Consider the following 20,359-nt stretch of genomic DNA (forward strand, 5'->3'; position numbering starts at 1 on the left):
GCATAATTCTTTAACTTCATATATTTACCGATTGAACATCTATACATAGTATCTTTGTAGGCTAACCTGAGCAATGCTATTGAAACTAACATAGAAAGCTTTAATCTAACGGACTGAAGATATCAGTAAATAGAATTTTCCTTAGTGTTTTTCCGAGTCTGCTTATACATTCCCAGATGTAGAAAACCCCAATCGTAAGGATTGGGGCTGTTTTTATGCCTGCAATAAAAGAGCTGTAGCGGAAAACCTTTAGTTTCAGAGCTTTGTAATCAAAAATGGTTATTAAGCGTCATCATGACTCACTTAATAACCCAGTCCAAAGCAGCTACCCTTTCACATGGATGAATCGCTTATTCCTTATAATATCTGACAAGCCTCATCAAAGTCTAGTCTTGGGAGACGGCTGTATAATTGATCTTCTTGACCATAGCCTATATTAATGAGTAGGTTTGAAGTCCATTTACTATCTTTAAGAAAGGTTTTATCTACCAGTTCATTATTGAATCCAGACATTGGGCCTGTGTCTAAACCCAAGGCTCTACAAGCCAAAATCAGATAGGCCGCTTGCATAGAACTGTTTCTAAACGCCGTCTCTTCTATGAGCTCAGGGCTAGAGTTAAACCATGATCTGGCATCCGTATGTGGGAATAATTTGGGAAGTTGTTCATAAAACTCATTATCATAAGCGACAATCACTGTGATAGGTGCTGTCATTGTTTTTTCGATATTACCTGATGACAGTGCTGGCTCTAATTTCGCTTTAGCGTCATCAGATTTAAGAAACACAAACCGCGCCGGTGAACAGTTGGCCGAGGTAGGTGCCATTTTAACTAAATGATAGATCTCTTCAAGTAGTGCATCTGGTACGTCTTTTTTTTGCCAAGCGTTAAAGGATCTGGCCTTACCAAATAGTTGATCTAGATCTTCTGAAGATAACGATAGGGAGTCAGTCATAGTACGTCCTAATTGATATTAATTTTTGGATAAGAATTGAAGGATTTTGCTATTGGTTGAGCAGGTTTCTGTGATTGTACTGGCATGTCCGCCCGTCACCATTAACTCAAATTGGGCATTTTGCATATTTTCAGCTAAAGCCAAACCGCGTTGCCATGGCACCAAAACATCATCGAGGTTGCTTAAAACTAGCGTTTTATTTTTGATATGCTTGGCATTTATCAGGGGCTGATAAGCCTGCAAGGCTTTTAGTCTCGTTGAGACGTTCTCGACTGGCGCAAAGTGAGCGATGGCTTTATTTTCTTTGTGCGTGAGTGCGTCTATGTTGTCTGAGATCCAGATCGGTGGGTACAAAAATATCGCTTGAGCGCGTACAAATGCCTCTATACCTGTATCTTGTAGCAAACTGGTTCGCATACGAAAACATTTAATAGTATGAGGGTCAAGGCTTTCCCATCCATTTAAGATGACCAGTTTATCTAACAATTCTGGCGCTTTATAAGCGACTTCCATACCAATAAACCCGCCAAGTGCGTGACCGACGAAATGACAATTAGACAGCCCTTCTTGTTTTAAAATTTCAATTAATTGTTCTGCTAAATCTTGCATAGAATAGTCATCGGATAAGAGATCGCTATCAGGCGATACCCCCTCTTGTTCATAGCAAATCACATTGTAATGCTCGGTAAAACACTCAATTTGAGGTAACCAAAAATCAGCATGCCCGCCTAAACCTGAACTAAATACGACCGTTTCTGACGTGTCGTTCTTACAAGGATATTTTTTAACTAACATAGGGTTTCATCCAATTTTAGTAAATTTCAAATTGCGGTAAAAGTATCTAATAGCTTATAAAACCAAGTCAAATTAAGCTGACTAAATCAATTCAATGGTACGCTCATCGCTTTCATCATATTCGTACGCTACGGTTTCTTCGAAATTTTCGACTTCGCTTTCATTTTTACTTTTATTTTTAACAGCCTCTTGAGACTTAATATATTTGATTAACGCGTCTATAGTGCCGACCTTTAGATTATGAATATCGGCGAATTTCATCAGATCATTTCTACGAGCCATTTCACCATCTTGGTTGATAATCTCTACAATAACCGCAGCAGGCTCTAAACCAGCCAGTCTCGTTAGGTCACAACCTGCTTCGGTATGCCCAGCCCGCTCTAAGACACCGCCTTCTTTAGCCACTAATGGAAAAATATGACCTGGGGTTACGACGTCATCAAAGGTGACGTCTTGAGACACGGCAGTTCTGATAGTCTGAGCTCTGTCTGCCGTTGATATTCCGGTACTTACGCCTTTTGCTGCATCAATGGAAACAGTGAAATTTGTACTATAAGGTGCTTGGTTGTCTTTGCACATGAGAGGTAGTTTTAATTTTTTGCAACGCTCGGAGGTCAAGGTCAAACAAACCAAACCTCTGGCATGGGTGATCATAAAATTGATATCATCAGGTTTGGCTAAAGTGGCGGCCATAATCAGATCACCTTCATTTTCCCGATCCTCATCATCCATGATTATGACCATCTTGCCTGCTTTAATATCTTCAATGATTTCTGGTATTGTATTGATATTCATAAAATCCACCATTTGCATTTAAATTTGCTTTTGTATGTTGTTATGTAGAGCCTATTATCAATCGATCACGTGCTCTACATAACGTCCTACGTTTGCTAGGCCGTACAGCTACTTCATAGAGATAGTGGTATTTACGCCTTCACTAGCATCTTCATCAAACCAACGTGATATCACGGTTTTAGTCTGTGTATAAAACTGCACCGCTTGCTTGCCATAAGGACCCAAATCTCCTAATTTACTGGCTCTAGACCCTGTAAACGAAAACATTGGTAGCGGTACTGGAATTGGTAAATTAATACCAACTTGTCCAACATCGATATCTTGTTGGAACTTGTGTGCATGGGCGCCAGACTGGGTGAAAATTGCGGTGCCATTACCATTTGGATTGGTATTGATAATCTTAATGGCTTCCTCAAGCGTGTCGGCATACATAATGCACAGGACAGGACCAAAGATCTCTTCGGTATAGCAGCTCATATCAGTGGTTACATTGTCTAAAATGGTCGGACCAACAAAGTTACCATTTTCATAACCTGCTACCTGACAACCACGGCCATCTAGTCTGAGGGTTGCGCCTTCATCGACTCCCGCTTGGATTAAGCGCTCAACACGGGCTTTGGCTGGCTTAGATATTAGCGGACCTAAATCTTTATCATCCTTGCCAGCAGACACTACCAGCTGTGCTGATTTTTCTACAATTTCATCAACCCACTGTTTAGATTCTCCAACCAATACCACAACAGACAGTGCCATGCATCGCTGCCCTGCTGCACCAAATGCGGCTCCTGCCAACTGATTCAGACTTTGTTCTTTATTGGCATCAGGCATGATAACGGCATGGTTTTTTGCACCCATCATACATTGCACACGTTTGCCAGCTTGACCGGCTCGATCATACACATGCTTGCCCACCGCAGTTGAACCAACAAAAGATATCGCTTTTATATCTGGGTGATCGCACAGCGCATCCACCGTGTCTTTGCCTCCATGAACCACATTTAATACCCCTTTTGGTATACCCGCTTCAAGCGCCAGCTCAACCAACCTCATGGTAACGATTGGGTTTTGTTCAGAAGGCTTTAAGATGAACGTGTTGCCTGTGGCGATGGCCATTGGAAACATCCATAGCGGTATCATGGCAGGAAAGTTAAAGGGGGTAATACCTGCACAGACACCTATTGGTTGCTGCACGGTATACATATCAACACTACTGGCGACATTTTCAATGTAGCCCCCTTGCTGCAAGTTACCGATACCTGATGCGTGCTCTACGACCTCAAGACCTCTAAATACATCACCTCTAGCATCTGCCAGTGTCTTACCTTGTTCTTCAGTCAGTAGCGCTGCCAGCTCATCCATATTTTCACGTATCAGTTGTTGATACTTTAAGAAAATACGAGCTCGTTTACTGATAGGTGTGATACGCCAGCTCTTAAAAGCCTCAGATGCCATTTTGATGGCTTGATCGATTTCCTCAGGTGTTGATTGTGGTACCTTGGCGATAACTTCTTGAGTGGCTGGATTGGTGATATCAATCCATTCTGTGGTAGTCGATTCAGTAAATTCGCCGTTTATCAATTGTTGTACGTTGCGTAGTTCTGCAGTCATGACACGATTCCTTAAGGTAATATCAAATAGGTGTTTAAATTTATGGATTGAGCTTTAAGAGCGGCTCTGATGTAGCAATTTCTCTCTCAGTGGTCACGCTCACCTCTTTTTGTTTGTTTTTAAAATTGAAAACGAGATTCATAAGAATGGCTAAAAAAGTAGCGGTACCGATACCACCTAAATCAAAACCGGCAATGTTTAGTGAATAGTTGCCAGTACCTAAGATTACTGGGACGGCGGCTACCAACATATTGCCATTCTTACTGAAATCAATTTTTGCATTCATCCAGATACGCGCACCAGCGATCGTAATCAAACCAAAGACAACGATTGAAGCACCGGTCAAAATAGGCACTGGGATGGTGCTGACTAAAGTTCCAAACTTAGGAGATAAGCCCAATAAGATTGCAAAGACACCTGCTATGACAAAGACGACTGTAGAGTAGATTTTGGTCGCGGCCATCACGCCGATGTTTTCTGCATAAGTCGTCATACCAGTACCGCCTACCGAGGCTGAAAGCGTGGTACAAAGGCCGTCAGCGAAGAATGCTCTACCCATATAAGGCGAGATACTTTTGCCAGTCATGGCTTCTACTGCTTTGAAATGACCAAGGTTTTCAGCGATTAAGATGATAAAGACAGGTGCAATGACTAATATGGCACTGGTCTCAAAGACAGGAGAATAAAGGGTTGGAATGCCGAACCAAGCGGCATTTGCAATTGGACTAAAATCAATAGGCGTGCCCATACCCATCACATTGGTTAATAGGAAATAAATAAAATATGCAGCGACCAATCCGATTAACAGTAACAGGCGCCTGACCATACCTTTGGTGAATACAGCGACTGAACAAATACATAATACGGTGACTAACGCCATCCAAGAGTCAAAGCTACTGCCGATGACGCTTTGTATGGTGACAGGCGCTAAGTTCAACCCGATAATCATGACAATGGACCCAGTGACCACAGGTGGCATCAAGTTCTCAATCCACTCTGTCCCTGTTTTCATTACCAGCAGACCCATCAATGCATATAAAATCCCGCAGACAACGGTACCCCCAAGGGCAATACCAATATTTGGATTGATACCAGTACCGCTATACCCTGTCACTGCTGCGACCGCTCCGATAAATGCGAAGCTAGAGCCCAAATAACTTGGTACGTGACCGCCAGTAATCAGAAAGAAAAGTATCGTGCCTATACCAGTGATAAGCATGGTTAAGCTAGGATCAAAGCCCATCAGTAAGGGAGCTAAGATTGTCGCACCAAACATTGCGAATGAGTGCTGTGCGCCTAACACCACACTTTTACCCATTGGTAAGTATTCATTGATACCTACCGGTGTCGTTTCTAGGTTCCCGGTGTAGGGACGCCATTTCACAAACCATTTATCCATTTTGAATATCCTTAAAAAAAGTAGAGGTGTGATACTTAGTACACTTAATTCGTGCACTTACTCAATTGATGGTAGTCTCGATTGAAATAGATGAGACTTTCACAATCAGGCTTGTGTTTGATATCCAATACTTCACAAATAAGAATATCGTGGGTCCCCACCGAGCTGATGAGTTTGATTTTGCAATCAAAAGAAATGCTGGCATCCTCTAATACAGGCGATCCGGTTGACAGCGTGGACCAGTTGCCTTGCTCAAATCTTTCTTCCAGCGCCTTTTTACCACCGAACACACCGCTCAAATCTTTATGTTCAAGACCAAGTGTGTTGACGCATAGCACCATATTTTCTTTAAAAAATTTGTATACAGAAGCGCTTCGGTTTAGACACACTAATAGGGTTGGCGGTTCGTCAGTGACACTGCACACCGCTGAGGCTGTAAATCCTGCGCGCCCTGCTGGACCCTCAGTGGTAATAATGTTCACGGCAGCCGCCAACTTGCTCATCGCATCTCTAAAAGACTGCTGCATGTCGGTTAAGTTTCCTGCCGTAGAGGTGAATGATTCTTTAGACTTATGTTTCATTAATGAGGATTGCGTTACTTGGCTTTCTTTAATTACTGTATTCATCTGTCATTTCCTTTTAAACAATATTCCGCCACATGTGTAGTCAACTAAAGCGCCCTACTACAGTCCAATGCTAGGCGGTTCAATGTCAGGTAACTTTAAATTCACTAACTGCAGTTATTTTTAAGCAGGTTTTTATCCAATGTGCGCTATGGACGCGATTTCGACCAAAGCGTCTGGTTTAACCAGCCCGCATTGGATACAAAATCTTGCTGGCTTTTCATTGGGAAAAAATTCTGCATAGACTTGATTGACCGCGTCATAATCTGCCCAATCTTTTACAAAGATTGAATTAAAGGTCACATCATCCATATCGCCGCCAGCGGTTTGAATAACGTTTTGAATCGTTGTTAACACATGGCGAGTTTGAGCAGCGGCATCACCCACATGTACGACATCGTTGTTTTCATCGAAAGGCAAAGTGCCCGAGACATAAACGATGTTGTCGGCCTTAGTCGCTGGCACATAAGGGGCTAATGGTTTGCTGGTACCTTCAGGGATAATCACTTGTTTAGACATATCTACATTCCTATTGTGGTTAGATTAAGTATGAAGCGCTTGGTTTAGATGCTAAAAACTGGCTAAGTAAAACGTTAGCTATCTGAAAAACACTGCTGCATGCTGGCAACATCAGATACCCAACCAAAAAAGGTTTTTACGTTATATAGTGTGGCGTCATGAGCTTCTACTGGCCCTGCCTGATAACAAGCGTCATCTAATAACACCCCAAAATACTCAAGGAAAAATCCATCTCGAAGCGTAGATTCAACGCAGACGTTGGTCGCGATACCAGTGAGTAATAGATTACGTATGCCTCGTGACCGCAATACGCTATCGAAGTTGGTGTTCGCAAAGCCGCTATATCGAGGTTTATCTATAACGATGTCTTGAGGCGCAGGGCTAAGCTCGTCGACCAACTCATAATCCCAGCCCCCTTTTGCCAATAATGTTCCCTCAAGCTCGGGATTCTTACGCATGGTTTTTAGGGCATTTGATTTGTGATAATTAGGCGACCCGCTACCACCCGCTTCTACATACTTGTTGTCCCAGCCATTTCTAAAGTAGATAACTTGTATGCCAGATTGATGCGCAATATTCACGGCCTGCTTTATCTTATCGATGACGGGTTTGGTCGCTGTGACATCGAACCCAGCCAAATCTAGATAACCACCTTGGCTGGCATACGCGTTTTGCATGTCCACGACGATCAGCGCCGTTTGGGAGGGATCTAACTTGATAGGTTCAGGCAACGACTCTAAAACAGGAGAGGATTCCTTGGTAAAGTCTGCACAAATTGTATTAACCGAATTCATATCTGCTCCTTTTATTAGGCTTCGCTGACAGCTTGGCTGGCAACTGGTGTATCAACATTGATGCGGCTCTGCATCAGCGGTTGAATTCTGCTACCAAAATCTTCCACGCCTTGCACGAAATCATCAAAGGTCAGTAGAACGCCATCCGTACCTTGTACTTCAGCGACTTCGTCTAACATACTGGCGACATTTTCAAAAGAGCCGACAAGCGTACCCATATTGATATTGACTGGTGAAACGCTTGAGGCCATATGGCGAACGTTGGTATCTTTGCCTGATGTTTTGTCCTTACCGCCTTGCGACTGCAACCAATCAATGGCTTCGAAATCCGCACCATCATTGTATGATTGCCACTTTGCTTGGGCTTTTTCATCGGTCTCATCTGCAATGACCATAAAGAGGACATAGGTCGGAACGTTACGACCCGTCTTATCCGTGTGTACCTTTAAGCGATCATTGATACCGGCATAGGCAGTTGGCGTGTTCAGACCTTTACCGAAGACAAAGTTGTAATCAGCGTATTTTGCAGAGAACGCCAAGCCTGTATCTGATTGGCCCGCACAGATAATCTTCATATCCGCTTTTGGAATAGGCTTCACCTGACAGTCATTCATCTGAAAGAACTCACCCTTCAAATCAGATTGGCCTGTTGCCCAAAGATCTCTTAAAATTTGTACATATTCAGATAGGTAGTCATAGCGCTTACCAAAATAATCATCACCTGGCCACATGCCCATCTGTCCATATTCTGCTTCTTGCCAGCCAGTCACGACATTCAATCCAAAACGCCCGTTTGAGATGCTATCAAGCGTTGATGCCATTCTCGCTACGATCGCAGGTGGCATGACCAACGTTGCTGATGTGGCATAGATTTTTATTTTGGACGTTACTGCCGCGAGTCCTGCCATCAGAGTAAAACTCTCGAGGTTATAATCCCAAAACTCAGTTTCCCCGCCAAAACCGCGCAGTTTGATCATCGAGAGCGCAAAATCAAAACCATAGTGCTCAGCCCGTTGCACAATTTGTTTATTTAGCTCAAATGTTGGCTTGTATTGCGGCGCGTTTTTTGAAATTAACCAGCCATTGTTACCAATCGGACAAAAAATACCTATTTCCATGATTTCACCTATACGTTTGAGGAAGAAAAGAGCGATAAAAGAAATAAAGATTATTTCATGTTTTTTATGTAGCATAATTTATGCCAAATAAATTAATTTTTATTTATCAATAACTTATATATTTTTTTCACAAAAATTATTAAACCATATGGTCTAAAAATATGCAGAAAAATAGTGCGGGCTGTTATAAATTGGTGCAAAATGTTATAAAATAGTGCACAAATGTATAAATTATTTATAAGTACATTTTGATGGTGGTTTGGATGAAGATAAGGTGGAATGAGCAGCAGAAAAGATGGGGTAACAGCGGGTTGCTTTAGTCTGTAAACCTGTAAACCGATATGGTATTGCTCGCTGTTGGAGTAGTTGGCATACCCGTTTTGATCAACCAGTAGCATCTGCCTTTGGTTACTTCGACCCTTTTTTAAATTGAATCAACTATCATTTAAAATTAGGTTCATATGGCTTTACGATGAGGGAAAATATAGTGAAAGAATACGCACTAAAAGAAGAGACAGAGACGAGTGCAAAGATATTAAAAAAGAAAGAACATATCATTAATGCTGCATTGATCGTATTTTCCCAAGAGGGATTGAATGGCGCGCGCATGGAGCAAATTGCCGACGAAGCTGACATATCTAAATCGAATATATTTTATTACTTTCAAAGTAAAGAAGTTCTGTATGTTGCTGTTTTAGAAAAGGTGCTGAGTAAGTGGTTATCGCCTTTGAGTGAGATTAACGCTAACCAAGATCCAAGGGTTGCCCTTAAGACCTATATTGAAGAAAAGTATAAAATCTCAAAAAAATCACCGGCAGCGTCAAGACTATATGCGTTAGAGATTATACAAGGGGCACCTCATTTGATGGCCGTATTAAAAGGCCCTTTGAAATCTTTGGTTCGTGAAAAGGTGGCAGTGATTGATGGCTGGATTGCAGATAACAAGATTAAGTCCGTGTCTGCCATCCATTTGATTTTTCATATTTGGGCAGTCACTCAGCACTACTCTGATTTTTCTACGCAAACTGAAGCGGTATGTAATCATAGCTTGAGAAATAAAAAGTTCGCTAATGAGGCATTAAACACTAGCATTCAACTTCTGGTAGATAGTTTGATTCCGTGATTTGATATGAGTAAAGTAAGTTCCCCAATTCGAAAAGCCCCAATCTAAAGATTGAGGCTTTTTTTATGTCCGTCATTTAAGGGCTGTAGTTTAAATAAAGACTGTAGTTTAAATAAAACACTACATGGCTAAAACTTCTTTTCTCCAACCCCTATAGTCACGATTGTATAAGGATGACTTGGGAGAACTCAGCACCTACAAGTGAGGTTAGCAACCAAAGTAAGTAGTGATATAATGTCCTGATAATTGATATTTCATGAAAGGGTTACATTATGGCTCGTACCGCTAGCGCATTGCACATTTTAGTAAAACATAAAGAACAAGCTGAGGACATTATTGCCAAGCTTAAAAAAGGCGCTAAGTTTGACGTACTGGCCAAGCGATACTCAACCTGCCCATCAGGTAAAAAAGGTGGCAGCTTAGGCGAGTTTGGCAAAGGTGATATGGTAGGGCCATTCGATAAGGTTTGCTTTACCGGCGAACTATTTACCCCGCATTTAGTAAAGACCAAATTTGGCTGGCATGTCGTAAAAGTCATTTATAGAACTTAAGCGTTGAAGCTCTGATTGTAAGCCACCTGAGCTATATCTCAAATATCGTCCTGATTCGCATATGCTTTAATATCGTGGTAATTATGTGCGAATCAGGATTTGATGTTTGGTCGACCTACCCCTTCTAATCCTTACGTCAAACTCCCCTTATTTTACTTAAGCAGTTTTCTACGAGTTAAGGTCAAATAGTGAGGGGCGAGATAAGTTGTAATCAACCTTTCAAACCTTTAGGTAATTCAGGCGCGGGCAAGCGCTTCATATCAGAGTCAACATTACCGAAACGCTCATGACCATTATTCCAATCAACAATAGATTGCTCAATCTCAGCTTTGTTATCAGCTACGAAGTTCCACCACATTAGTACTTGGTTATTCAGCGGTTCGCCGCCGATGAACATGATACGTGTGCCCTTTTTAGCAGCCAACTTAATACTTTTGTTATTAGCAATATCGCTATTATGAAAACGGAATAACTGGTCTTGCTTGCAAATATTGCCTTCGGACTCTACTTCCCCTTCTGAAACCAAAATACCGTACTCAAAGTCTGGCTCTAAATTCAATGTCGCTTCGCCATCTTGCTTGAAGTACACATCTATACCGACCAGTTTAGAATACTGAATGGTAGGCGCTTCAAATGTCTCACCTGATGTATTGGTATAACTGCCTGTCGTCAGTATCATCTCTACGTTGCCCTCGCTCCATGTCGGTAGCTTAGGATAATGATGAAAACTGAGTTCGATTTTCTGAGCGGTGGGAAGCGCAATCCATAGCTGCACCATACTGATACCACGTGCGGCATTTTCTGAACCACCCGTATCTGGAAAGACACTTTGCTCTGTATGACTGATACCTTGGTGCAGACCTGTACCTGCGGTCATGACATTGACTTGGTTTTTGGTAATAACCTGTTCATTACCTAAACTGTCTTTATGCAGCCCTTCACCATTTAGCATCCAGCTGAAAGTCTGCAAATTAGTATGCGGATGGCGACCCACTTGCATCCCTGCATCATCCTGACCAAAATTAGCAGGACCTGCTTGATCTAAAAAGCATCACGCACCGATAGGTTTTTTGCCTTTGTTAGGTAGTAAACGTGCGATTGGAATACCGCCGACATCAGCCAGCTTTGGCTCTAATGTTTGAATACTCATGAAATTACTCCTTTCTTGATACTCTATATATTACAAATAATGAGCGTAGAAAAGTGTTGAATGGTTGTTGGTACTTCCATGCTCAATACATCGGCAGCTGACGTCTTATCATTTAGCGTTTTACCATTTATATTAACGCTGCTGCTAATGGCAAAGATATAAATAACGGTGCGGTAGTTTTACTGCTTATTTTCTCTGCAGTACTATCTAAATTTATTATGCCACTACAGGTACAATAAAAAGGATATATAATTGACGCATCTAAAATATGAGCAATGAAAACATGGATATCGAAGGCAATACTGCTGATCAAATAGAAATTATCTATGAAGATGAGTATATAGTAGCGATTAATAAAGAAGCTGGTTTGTTGGTGCATCGCAGCTGGCTGAACAAAGGTGAGACACGCTTTGCCATGCAGCTCACCCGAGATGCGGTAGGCTGCCATGTGTTTCCAGTGCATAGGTTAGACAAACCCACATCAGGTGTATTGTTATTTGCCAAGAGTTCAGCCGTGGCACGCAGCCTTACCGAAGCATTTACTGAACGCAAAGTAAACAAGCAATATTTGGCCGTGGTGCGTGGGTTTATGTCTGAGCAAGGTACTGTTGATTACGCGTTGAGCTTTAAGCCTGACGCCATTGCCGATAAATTTGCCAACTTAGATAAACCTGCTCAAGAAGCGGTGACTCACTGGCAGAGTTTGGCACAAGTTGAGCTGCCATTTGCAGTATCAAAAAAGCATGCCACTAGCCGCTACAGTCTGGTGCGCTTAACGCCTGAAACTGGACGCAAACATCAGTTGCGTCGGCATATGAGACATGTATTCCATCATATCGTGGGTGATACCAGTCACGGCGATATACGTCACACACGATTTTTTCGTACTCACTATGATTGCACGCGTATGTTGTTGCATGCACAGACTTTGGCACTCAGCCACCCCGTCACTGGTGAGCCACTAGTACTAACAGCAGGATTAGACGATCAATGGATGCGTATCTTAGAAGAGTTCTCTTGGGTAGATAGTGTTGAGGTTTAAGTTCCTAGTGGGGACTTGAAAAGACAATCTCTTATACTACGCTCCAAAATCTCAAATTTTTCAAAATACCTTTTTATTAACTTATCAGTATCTTGTAGCACTATGCATATAGTTCACTTCATCATAGTTAGCAGTTATTTAATAGTCATGTTGCTATAATAATCATCTAGCAAACTACTTATCATAAAAAAGAGCAAGACACTTAATGTCTTGCTCTTTTTTTATATTATTGATAGCGACTAATATTAGAACTGTGAATATTTGGCACAAGATGCTGGCTGCCAGTAGAACTCAGTGGCAAAAAATTCATCATCGCGCAATCTACCCTCGTAGCTATCATCGAAGATAATCTTATACTGGCAAGACTCTACATTGTTATTGGCATCATAAAACTTGAGGATATAATCCCATTCACGAGCATTGAACCCTTCACTGAAATGAGGTGTACCGATTATTTTATAAATCTGATCTTTAGTAGTACCTACTTGTATTTTGGCGATATCATTATGATTGACGATAGTGCCACCCTTCTGCCATGCCTTTTCTGGATCTGGAAATACTAAATCGTTAGCATCAACAGCTCCATGCTGGGCACCAGGTGTTAAATGCCAAGTTGGCATGATGTTTTTTTGAGCACAACCAGTGACTGTGAATAGTAAAGCAGACGTAGCCAACAAGCCGTAACGATAAAAAGATTTTTTCATTATTTATCCCTTAATATGTTTTATGAGTAATTTGACAGCGCTTGTATTCAAGCAAACGCTGTCAAACAGTGATGTGGCTATATTAGAAATGGAAGCCTGCACCAATTGCGCCGCCTGCATTTCCTTGAGTGTCCGCTGTACCATTGATCTTCATTACCCAACGTCCATTGTCTGAGACTTTAGATAAACCAATAGCAACTGCACTTTCACCGTTGTATGTTGCGACACCACCACCAATCATTGATTTACCAGGGATATAAGCTTGCGGTAGTGAAGACATTGCCATGGCAGCAGAGATACCAGCATTAGCATCGTCTTCTACTTCATTGATCTTATAACCCAACTCGTTAACGCTGTTGCTTAGCTTGCCATCTAGAGCGCTCAACTGTCCAAAATTCACAGCATCAGTAGGATTGATACCATCAGCAACACCTGTGATGGTGTTGCCACCGTTGTCTAAGCCAGTACCGCTTAGGACAACTGACTCATTGGGACCGTTAGCTATCGTGACGCCGTTTGTATTAACTGTAGTATTACCAGTAGTAACTGTACCTGCAGTAACATTGTCTACGTTGATGTTGCCACTCAAATCAAACTTGATACCGCTATCAGTGGTTGTCGTCGTGATATTATCACTGCCTTCAAACTTAAGTGCAGTGCTATTACCAACTGATTTATTAACATCATTACCACTGTCTGCACTGAAGCTCAAACCAGTATCAAGTCTATCAGTATTGGCCTGAATATCTTCGTTGGCCTGAGCATTACCATTGTTTACAGCAGCAATCGCATCATTAAGATTACTTGCTCCTGTACCACCGATATTAGTGGCTGTTAAGTTGCCTTCATCATCAATCGCTGCGTCACCACCGATAATGCCAGCCACATCGTTTCCTAGATTGTATAGCTGACCGCCGTTGATAGCGTCAGTACTTCCTGCATTGATAGCACCGCCATTGACGTTGGTTATAGTAGTACCAGCAGCACCGCCACCCAATGTAATGCTGCCTTTGTTGACAGTATCGTCTGGGTTTGTATCGTACTGAACCGCAGCATTGCTAAGCGCTTCATTACTACTTTCTAATGCATCGCTGACTGATTTTAACTGTGAGACGTTGACTGCATCAGAGTCTGCTGTACCAGCGGCCACACCTGTAACTTGACGATATACACCGTTGGCTGCATCGCCCACTGCAACTGCACCAGTTGTGCTAGTCGTTGCTGTAATAGCAGCATTGCCAGTTGAGAGGTAACCTGCAATACCAGCACCTGTCGTAGCTGCAGAGCCAAGACCTAGTACTACCGAGCCATTTTGGTTTGCTGTGATACCGTTACCAAGTACAAAAGTATCATCACTATTAATAGTGTTGTTATTACCAACTGAGTAGCTGTTGTTGCCATTGATAGTGCTTGGATCACCAAAGGCACCGGAGTTATCGCCGTTGACGATATTACCTGTACCAATAGCAATAGACTGATTACCTAGCGCTTGAGCACCATCACCAATAGCGACTGATGACTGACCTGCTACCTGTGAACCGTTACCAATCACAACTGAGTTTGTCGCATCTGCAGTTGCTCTGGTGTTAAGTCCTAATGCAACGGTATTGTTTGCACCAGCTTCTACAATTGCATTTACACCAATTGCAGTTGAATTATCACCACCAGCACTTGAGTCATTAGTCACGCCTATATCACCTTCAGTACTAACTGCATTGGTATGAGCAAACTTCACACCCTCAGTATTCATTTTCTGTACTGTTTCACCGATAGTCAGACGATCAGTAACTTCTTGACCATTAACATCATATGTTAAGAATTGCGAATCCATATTATTGTTATCAATATTATTATTCACAACTTGATCCGTCACATTGACCGTAACGGTATTACCATCTTGATCCTCAACTTCGACGTTGGTAACGTTTTGAGCGATCAAGGTATCCAACTGCCCTTTATTCACAGCGTCATCAGCATTCACGCCGTTTGCCACATTAGACAATGTTGTACCACCACTCGCTACAAAGTCGTTGCCTTCATCGTCTTGATCAATCACTGCAGGTGTACCTGCCAAGGTCACTTGATCATAATTGATGATACTGTTGTCATTAGGATCTCGATCATACTGCACAGCACCTGCAGTCAAGTCAGTTAAACCATCAGATACTGCATCCACTTGTCCTTTGGTTGCTGCATCATTTGCATTCACACCATCAGCTAGATTACTTACTGTCTGACCACCAGCATCAATACCACCAGCAGTAATACTTGGACCTATCGGTGCGCCACCTGCATCAATAAAGCTAATACCGCCTTGATTGATTGAGATACCATTGTTACCAGCAGCATCAGTTGCGGTAAAGCCTTCTGCGCCATAGTTACTGGTGTTGCCAGCAGCATCTTCAACAGTAGTACCAGCGGCTGTTGTATTAGTAGTGTTACCTAAGCCATCACTTAGGCTTGAGCTAGCTGCTGTGTAGTCCGCTTCATTACCAGCGGCATCTACTACGTTAGTACCTTCTGTGGTAATGGTGGTTGCATTACCTAAACCATCATCAATAGCAACGCCTGCGTTGTTGACCACTGTATCACCCGTGGTGACGCTGCCCTCTTCGCCTAGGTCAATGGCTTCTGCCAGTTGAATGCTTAGGCCGTCGGTACCATTGGCTACTACGCCGATATTACCAGTGGTTAAGTTGGCAGGATTTGCACCACCTGTTACGTTTAGCGTGTCACCAAGATTACGATCAATAATGGTGTTATCATCGCCAACAAAGTTTAGGCCTGCATCCGCTAAACCTGTGACGGCAGCATTCACGTCTCCTGCATTAACTGCATTATTGGCGTTAGCAGTATCGGTGATGTCACCTGCACTTGCTACGCCTGTTAGCTGACGATCACCATCTGTACCGGTGAAGCTTACGCTGTTACCGCCTGTCTGTGCACCAACAGTGATAGCACCAGTACCAGCATCCTGACGAACAATACCAGTACGACCAGCATTGATGTCATCAATGTCACTTGTATTGGCTGTGGTACGGCCATCTAGGTTCTCAAGTGCACCTCCTACATTATTGAAGTTAGTCGTAGCACCTGTATTGGTACCATCATCTAAAACATAGCTTGGCGCAGTATAAGTATCTGTGGCTGCATCATAACTACCACCTAACGCTGTCATGTTGCCTGTAGCGATATTATTGGTATCAGTCAGCTGACCAAACGTCGCAACGTCACCAGCATCTGTACCTTCACCCACATTAGTAATCTTATTAGTGCCTGCATCAATACCTGTTGCGGTAATGCTCGGTGTGTTCGCCAATGGGTCACCATTGGTATCAAGGAAAGTTAAGCCTTCAGCACCATAGTTGCTGGTGTTGTTTCCGTCAGTGACAGTGGTACCTGCTGTAGTGATGGTGGTTGCATTACCTAAACCATCATCAATAGCAACACCTGCGTTGTTGACCACTGTGTCACCAGCGGTGACGCTGCCATCTTCGCCTAGGTCAATGGCTTCTGCCAGTTGAATGCTTAGGCCGTCGGTACCATTGGCTACTACGCCGATATTACCAGTGGTTAAGTTGGCAGGATTTGCACCACCTGTTACGTTTAGCGTGTCACCAAGATTACGATCAATAATGGTGTTATCATCGCCAACAAAGTTTAGGCCTGCATCCGCTAAACCTGTGACGGCAGCATTCACGTCTCCTGCATTAACTGCATTATTGGCGTTAGCAGTATCGGTGATGTCACCTGCACTTGCTACGCCTGTTAGCTGACGATCACCATCTGTACCGGTGAAGCTTACGCTGTTACCGCCTGTCTGTGCACCAACAGTGATAGCACCAGTACCAGCATCCTGACGAACAATACCAGTACGACCAGCATTGATGTCATCAATGTCACTTGTATTGGCTGTGGTACGGCCATCTAGGTTCTCAAGTGCACCTCCTACATTATTGAAGTTAGTCGTAGCACCCGTATTGGTACCTGTATCTAGTGTGTAAGTCGGAGCATTTACACTACCATCTGCTGCGTTGTAAGCGGCACCACCACCTAGGTTGGTTGCGGTATTGCTACCTAACGTGTCTACTTTGTCATCAACAGCTGTGACTTGTCCAAAGGTTGCTGCATCATCTGCTGCTATACCATCGGCTACATTAATAACTCTGTTATCACCATTATTAAGACCGTTTTTGCTAAGTAATACAGTATCGTTATCGCCCCCTGTTACAGTAATACCAGCATTACTCGTTATAGTATTCCCAACTCTGACACTACCAGCTTCACCAAGGTCAATAGCTTCTGCTAAATCATAGTTAATACCGTTGTCTGAGACCGTGGCAACCAAATTGGTGTCTGTGTTGGTGAAGTTAACGGTTTCACCTAACTGGACGTTGTCATCTGCACCGTTGTCCGCACCGATGTTGAAGCCTAGGTTCGCTTGCTGTTGAATGTCAGCAATGTCACCAGTGTTGGTTGTGGTACGTGTGTCAAGATTGCCAAGTGCAGCGCCTACGTTAGTAAACGGCGCAGCGCTAGTACCTGTGTTGGTGCCGTCATCAAGCACGTAGTTCGGTGAGGTGACTGTTCCTGTCGCAGGGTCAAAGATTGAGTCGCCGCCCAAGGTGGTTGCGATAGAGTCCGCTGCGGTGTTCAACTGGCTGCCGTTAATAGCGTCGGTTGAACCGTCAGCCAGACTGCCGGCAGCAATGTTGGTAATAGTGTTGCCACCATTATCAAGGCCAGTATTGGTCAACGATACAGGACCGTTAGGGCCATTCGAGACAGTGAGACCATCGTTGTTCAAGAGGCTGTCACCAGCTGTGACGCTATCAACGGTGATGGTGTCCGCTAAATCATAGTTAATACCGTTGTCTGAGACCGTGGCAACCAAATTGGTGTCTGTGTTGGTGAAGTTAACGGTTTCACCTAACTGGACGTTGTCATCTGCACCGTTGTCCGCACCGATGTTGAAGCCTAGGTTCGCTTGCTGTTGAATGTCAGCAATGTCACCAGTGTTGGTTGTGGTACGTGTGTCAAGATTGCCAAGTGCAGCGCCTACGTTAGTAAACGGCGCAGCGCTAGTACCTGTGTTGGTGCCGTCATCAAGCACGTAGTTCGGTGAGGTGACTGTTCCTGTCGCAGGGTCAAAGATTGAGTCGCCGCCCAAGGTGGTTGCGATAGAGTCCGCTGCGGTGTTCAACTGGCTGCCGTTAATAGCGTCGGTTGAACCGTCAGCCAGACTGCCGGCAGCAATGTTGGTAATAGTGTTGCCACCATTATCAAGGCCAGTATTGGTCAACGATACAGGACCGTTAGGGCCATTCGAGACAGTGAGACCATCGTTGTTCAAGAGGCTGTCACCAGCTGTGACGCTATCAACGGTGATGGTGTCCGCTAAATCATAGTTAATACCGTTGTCTGAGACCGTGGCAACCAAATTGGTGTCTGTGTTGGTGAAGTTAACGGTTTCACCTAACTGGACGTTGTCATCTGCACCGTTGTCCGCACCGATGTTGAAGCCTAGGTTCGCTTGCTGTTGAATGTCAGCAATGTCACCAGTGTTGGTTGTGGTACGTGTGTCAAGATTGCCAAGTGCAGCGCCTACGTTAGTAAACGGCGCAGCGCTAGTACCTGTGTTGGTGCCGTCATCAAGCACGTAGTTCGGTGAGGTGACTGTTCCTGTCGCAGGGTCAAAGATTGAGTCGCCGCCCAAGGTGGTTGCGATAGAGTCCGCTGCGGTGTTCAACTGGCTGCCGTTAATAGCGTCGGTTGAACCGTCAGCCAGACTGCCGGCAGCAATGTTGGTAATAGTGTTGCCACCATTATCAAGGCCAGTATTGGTCAACGATACAGGACCGTTAGGGCCATTCGAGACAGTGAGACCATCGTTGTTCAAGAGGCTGTCACCAGCTGTGACGCTATCAACGGTGATGGTGTCCGCTAAATCATAGTTAATACCGTTGTCTGAGACCGTGGCAACCAAATTGGTGTCTGTGTTGGTGAAGTTAACGGTTTCACCTAACTGGACGTTGTCATCTGCACCGTTGTCCGCACCGATGTTGAAGCCTAGGTTCGCTTGCTGTTGAATGTCAGCAATGTCACCAGTGTTGGTTGTGGTACGTGTGTCAAGATTGCCAAGTGCAGCGCCTACGTTAGTAAACGGCGCAGCGCTAGTACCTGTGTTGGTGCCGTCATCAAGCACGTAGTTCGGTGAGGTGACTGTTCCTGTCGCAGGGTCAAAGATTGAGTCGCCGCCCAAGGTGGTTGCGATAGAGTCCGCTGCGGTGTTCAACTGGCTGCCGTTAATAGCGTCGGTTGAACCGTCAGCCAGACTGCCGGCAGCAATGTTGGTAATAGTGTTGCCACCATTATCAAGGCCAGTATTGGTCAACGATACAGGACCGTTAGGGCCATTCGAGACAGTGAGACCATCGTTGTTCAAGAGGCTGTCACCAGCTGTGACGCTATCAACGGTGATGGTGTCCGCTAAATCATAGTTAATACCGTTGTCTGAGACCGTGGCAACCAAATTGGTGTCTGTGTTGGTGAAGTTAACGGTTTCACCTAACTGGACGTTGTCATCTGCACCGTTGTCCGCACCGATGTTGAAGCCTAGGTTCGCTTGCTGTTGAATGTCAGCAATGTCACCAGTGTTGGTTGTGGTACGTGTGTCAAGATTGCCAAGTGCAGCGCCTACGTTAGTAAACGGCGCAGCGCTAGTACCTGTGTTGGTGCCGTCATCAAGCACGTAGTTCGGTGAGGTGACTGTTCCTGTCGCAGGGTCAAAGATTGAGTCGCCGCCCAAGGTGGTTGCGATAGAGTCCGCTGCGGTGTTCAACTGGCTGCCGTTAATAGCGTCGGTTGAACCGTCAGCCAGACTGCCGGCAGCAATGTTGGTAATAGTGTTGCCACCATTATCAAGGCCAGTATTGGTCAACGATACAGGACCGTTAGGGCCATTCGAGACAGTGAGACCATCGTTGTTCAAGAGGCTGTCACCAGCTGTGACGCTATCAACGGTGATGGTGTCCGCTAAATCATAGTTAATACCGTTGTCTGAGACCGTGGCAACCAAATTGGTGTCTGTGTTGGTGAAGTTAACGGTTTCACCTAACTGGACGTTGTCATCTGCACCGTTGTCCGCACCGATGTTGAAGCCTAGGTTCGCTTGCTGTTGAATG

At 44.0% G+C, this 20,359-nt stretch carries 13 protein-coding genes and 2 pseudogenes; 3 read left to right on the forward strand and 12 right to left on the reverse strand.

Annotated features, from left to right (window positions below):
- Positions 1-357: 357 nt before the first annotated feature.
- From AK824_RS09570 to rutA, 9 genes and pseudogenes are all read right to left on the reverse strand, one after another.
- On the reverse strand, positions 358-954 hold the full coding sequence (locus AK824_RS09570) for a malonic semialdehyde reductase (RefSeq protein ID WP_057761051.1): 597 nt from the start codon (positions 952-954) through the stop codon (positions 358-360).
- An 18-nt stretch (positions 955-972) separates the two neighbouring features.
- Entirely contained in the window at positions 973-1,749 is a 777-nt protein-coding gene (gene rutD, locus AK824_RS09575; protein ID WP_057761054.1) for a pyrimidine utilization protein D, read from the reverse strand.
- A 111-nt stretch (positions 1,750-1,860) separates the two neighbouring features.
- Positions 1,861-2,544: pseudogene (gene ribB / locus AK824_RS09580) on the reverse strand (3,4-dihydroxy-2-butanone-4-phosphate synthase); the annotation flags it as partial.
- A 108-nt stretch (positions 2,545-2,652) separates the two neighbouring features.
- The gene (locus AK824_RS09585; protein ID WP_057761057.1) at positions 2,653-4,152 is read right to left on the reverse strand and encodes a CoA-acylating methylmalonate-semialdehyde dehydrogenase; all 1,500 of its coding nucleotides are present in this window, start codon (positions 4,150-4,152) and stop codon (positions 2,653-2,655) included.
- A gap of 40 nt (positions 4,153-4,192) precedes the next feature.
- On the reverse strand, positions 4,193-5,551 hold the full coding sequence (locus AK824_RS09590) for a solute carrier family 23 protein (protein WP_082624625.1): 1,359 nt from the start codon (positions 5,549-5,551) through the stop codon (positions 4,193-4,195).
- Between the two features lie 44 nt (positions 5,552-5,595).
- Positions 5,596-6,177: an NADH-dependent FMN reductase RutF gene (gene rutF, locus AK824_RS09595; protein ID WP_057761059.1), complete on the reverse strand. Its 582-nt coding sequence runs from the start codon at positions 6,175-6,177 to the stop codon at positions 5,596-5,598.
- A 132-nt stretch (positions 6,178-6,309) separates the two neighbouring features.
- A complete protein-coding gene (rutC, locus tag AK824_RS09600) occupies positions 6,310-6,693 on the reverse strand; it encodes a pyrimidine utilization protein C (protein ID WP_057761062.1) in 384 nt (127 codons plus the stop codon).
- Between the two features lie 74 nt (positions 6,694-6,767).
- Complete coding sequence (gene rutB, locus AK824_RS09605) at positions 6,768-7,487, reverse strand: pyrimidine utilization protein B (protein ID WP_057761064.1); 720 nt, start codon at positions 7,485-7,487, stop codon at positions 6,768-6,770.
- A gap of 14 nt (positions 7,488-7,501) precedes the next feature.
- Positions 7,502-8,605, reverse strand: a complete 1,104-nt coding sequence (rutA, locus tag AK824_RS09610; RefSeq protein ID WP_057761066.1) for a pyrimidine utilization protein A — start codon at positions 8,603-8,605, stop codon at positions 7,502-7,504.
- Positions 8,606-9,092: 487 nt separating this feature from the next.
- Here rutA and AK824_RS09615 point away from each other — a divergent pair, with 487 nt between their 5' ends.
- Both AK824_RS09615 and AK824_RS09620 read left to right on the forward strand, forming a co-directional pair.
- Complete coding sequence (locus AK824_RS09615) at positions 9,093-9,728, forward strand: TetR family transcriptional regulator C-terminal domain-containing protein (RefSeq protein ID WP_227511152.1); 636 nt, start codon at positions 9,093-9,095, stop codon at positions 9,726-9,728.
- Between the two features lie 272 nt (positions 9,729-10,000).
- The gene (locus AK824_RS09620; protein WP_057761068.1) at positions 10,001-10,279 is read left to right on the forward strand and encodes a peptidylprolyl isomerase; all 279 of its coding nucleotides are present in this window, start codon (positions 10,001-10,003) and stop codon (positions 10,277-10,279) included.
- A 211-nt stretch (positions 10,280-10,490) separates the two neighbouring features.
- On the opposite strand, the gene AK824_RS09625 is transcribed toward AK824_RS09620, so the two are convergent.
- Positions 10,491-11,279: a pirin family protein gene (locus tag AK824_RS09625; RefSeq protein ID WP_264753481.1), complete on the reverse strand. Its 789-nt coding sequence runs from the start codon at positions 11,277-11,279 to the stop codon at positions 10,491-10,493.
- Positions 11,280-11,697: 418 nt separating this feature from the next.
- Between AK824_RS09625 and truC the strand changes: the two genes are divergently transcribed.
- A complete protein-coding gene (gene truC / locus AK824_RS09630) occupies positions 11,698-12,471 on the forward strand; it encodes a tRNA pseudouridine(65) synthase TruC (RefSeq protein ID WP_264753482.1) in 774 nt (257 codons plus the stop codon).
- Positions 12,472-12,716: 245 nt separating this feature from the next.
- Here the strand turns inward: truC and AK824_RS09635 are convergent, their stop codons facing one another.
- Together AK824_RS09635 and AK824_RS09640 are read right to left on the reverse strand one after the other, a co-directional pair.
- Positions 12,717-13,175 carry an outer membrane protein assembly factor BamE gene (locus tag AK824_RS09635; RefSeq protein ID WP_057761070.1) on the reverse strand — a complete coding sequence of 153 codons (459 nt, stop codon included), beginning with the start codon at positions 13,173-13,175 and terminating at the stop codon, positions 12,717-12,719.
- Between the two features lie 145 nt (positions 13,176-13,320).
- Positions 13,321-20,359 (reverse strand): annotated as a pseudogene (locus AK824_RS09640) (YadA-like family protein); the annotation flags it as partial.

The sequence above is a fragment of the Psychrobacter sp. P11G3 genome, from assembly GCF_001435845.1.
Classification (GTDB): domain Bacteria; phylum Pseudomonadota; class Gammaproteobacteria; order Pseudomonadales; family Moraxellaceae; genus Psychrobacter.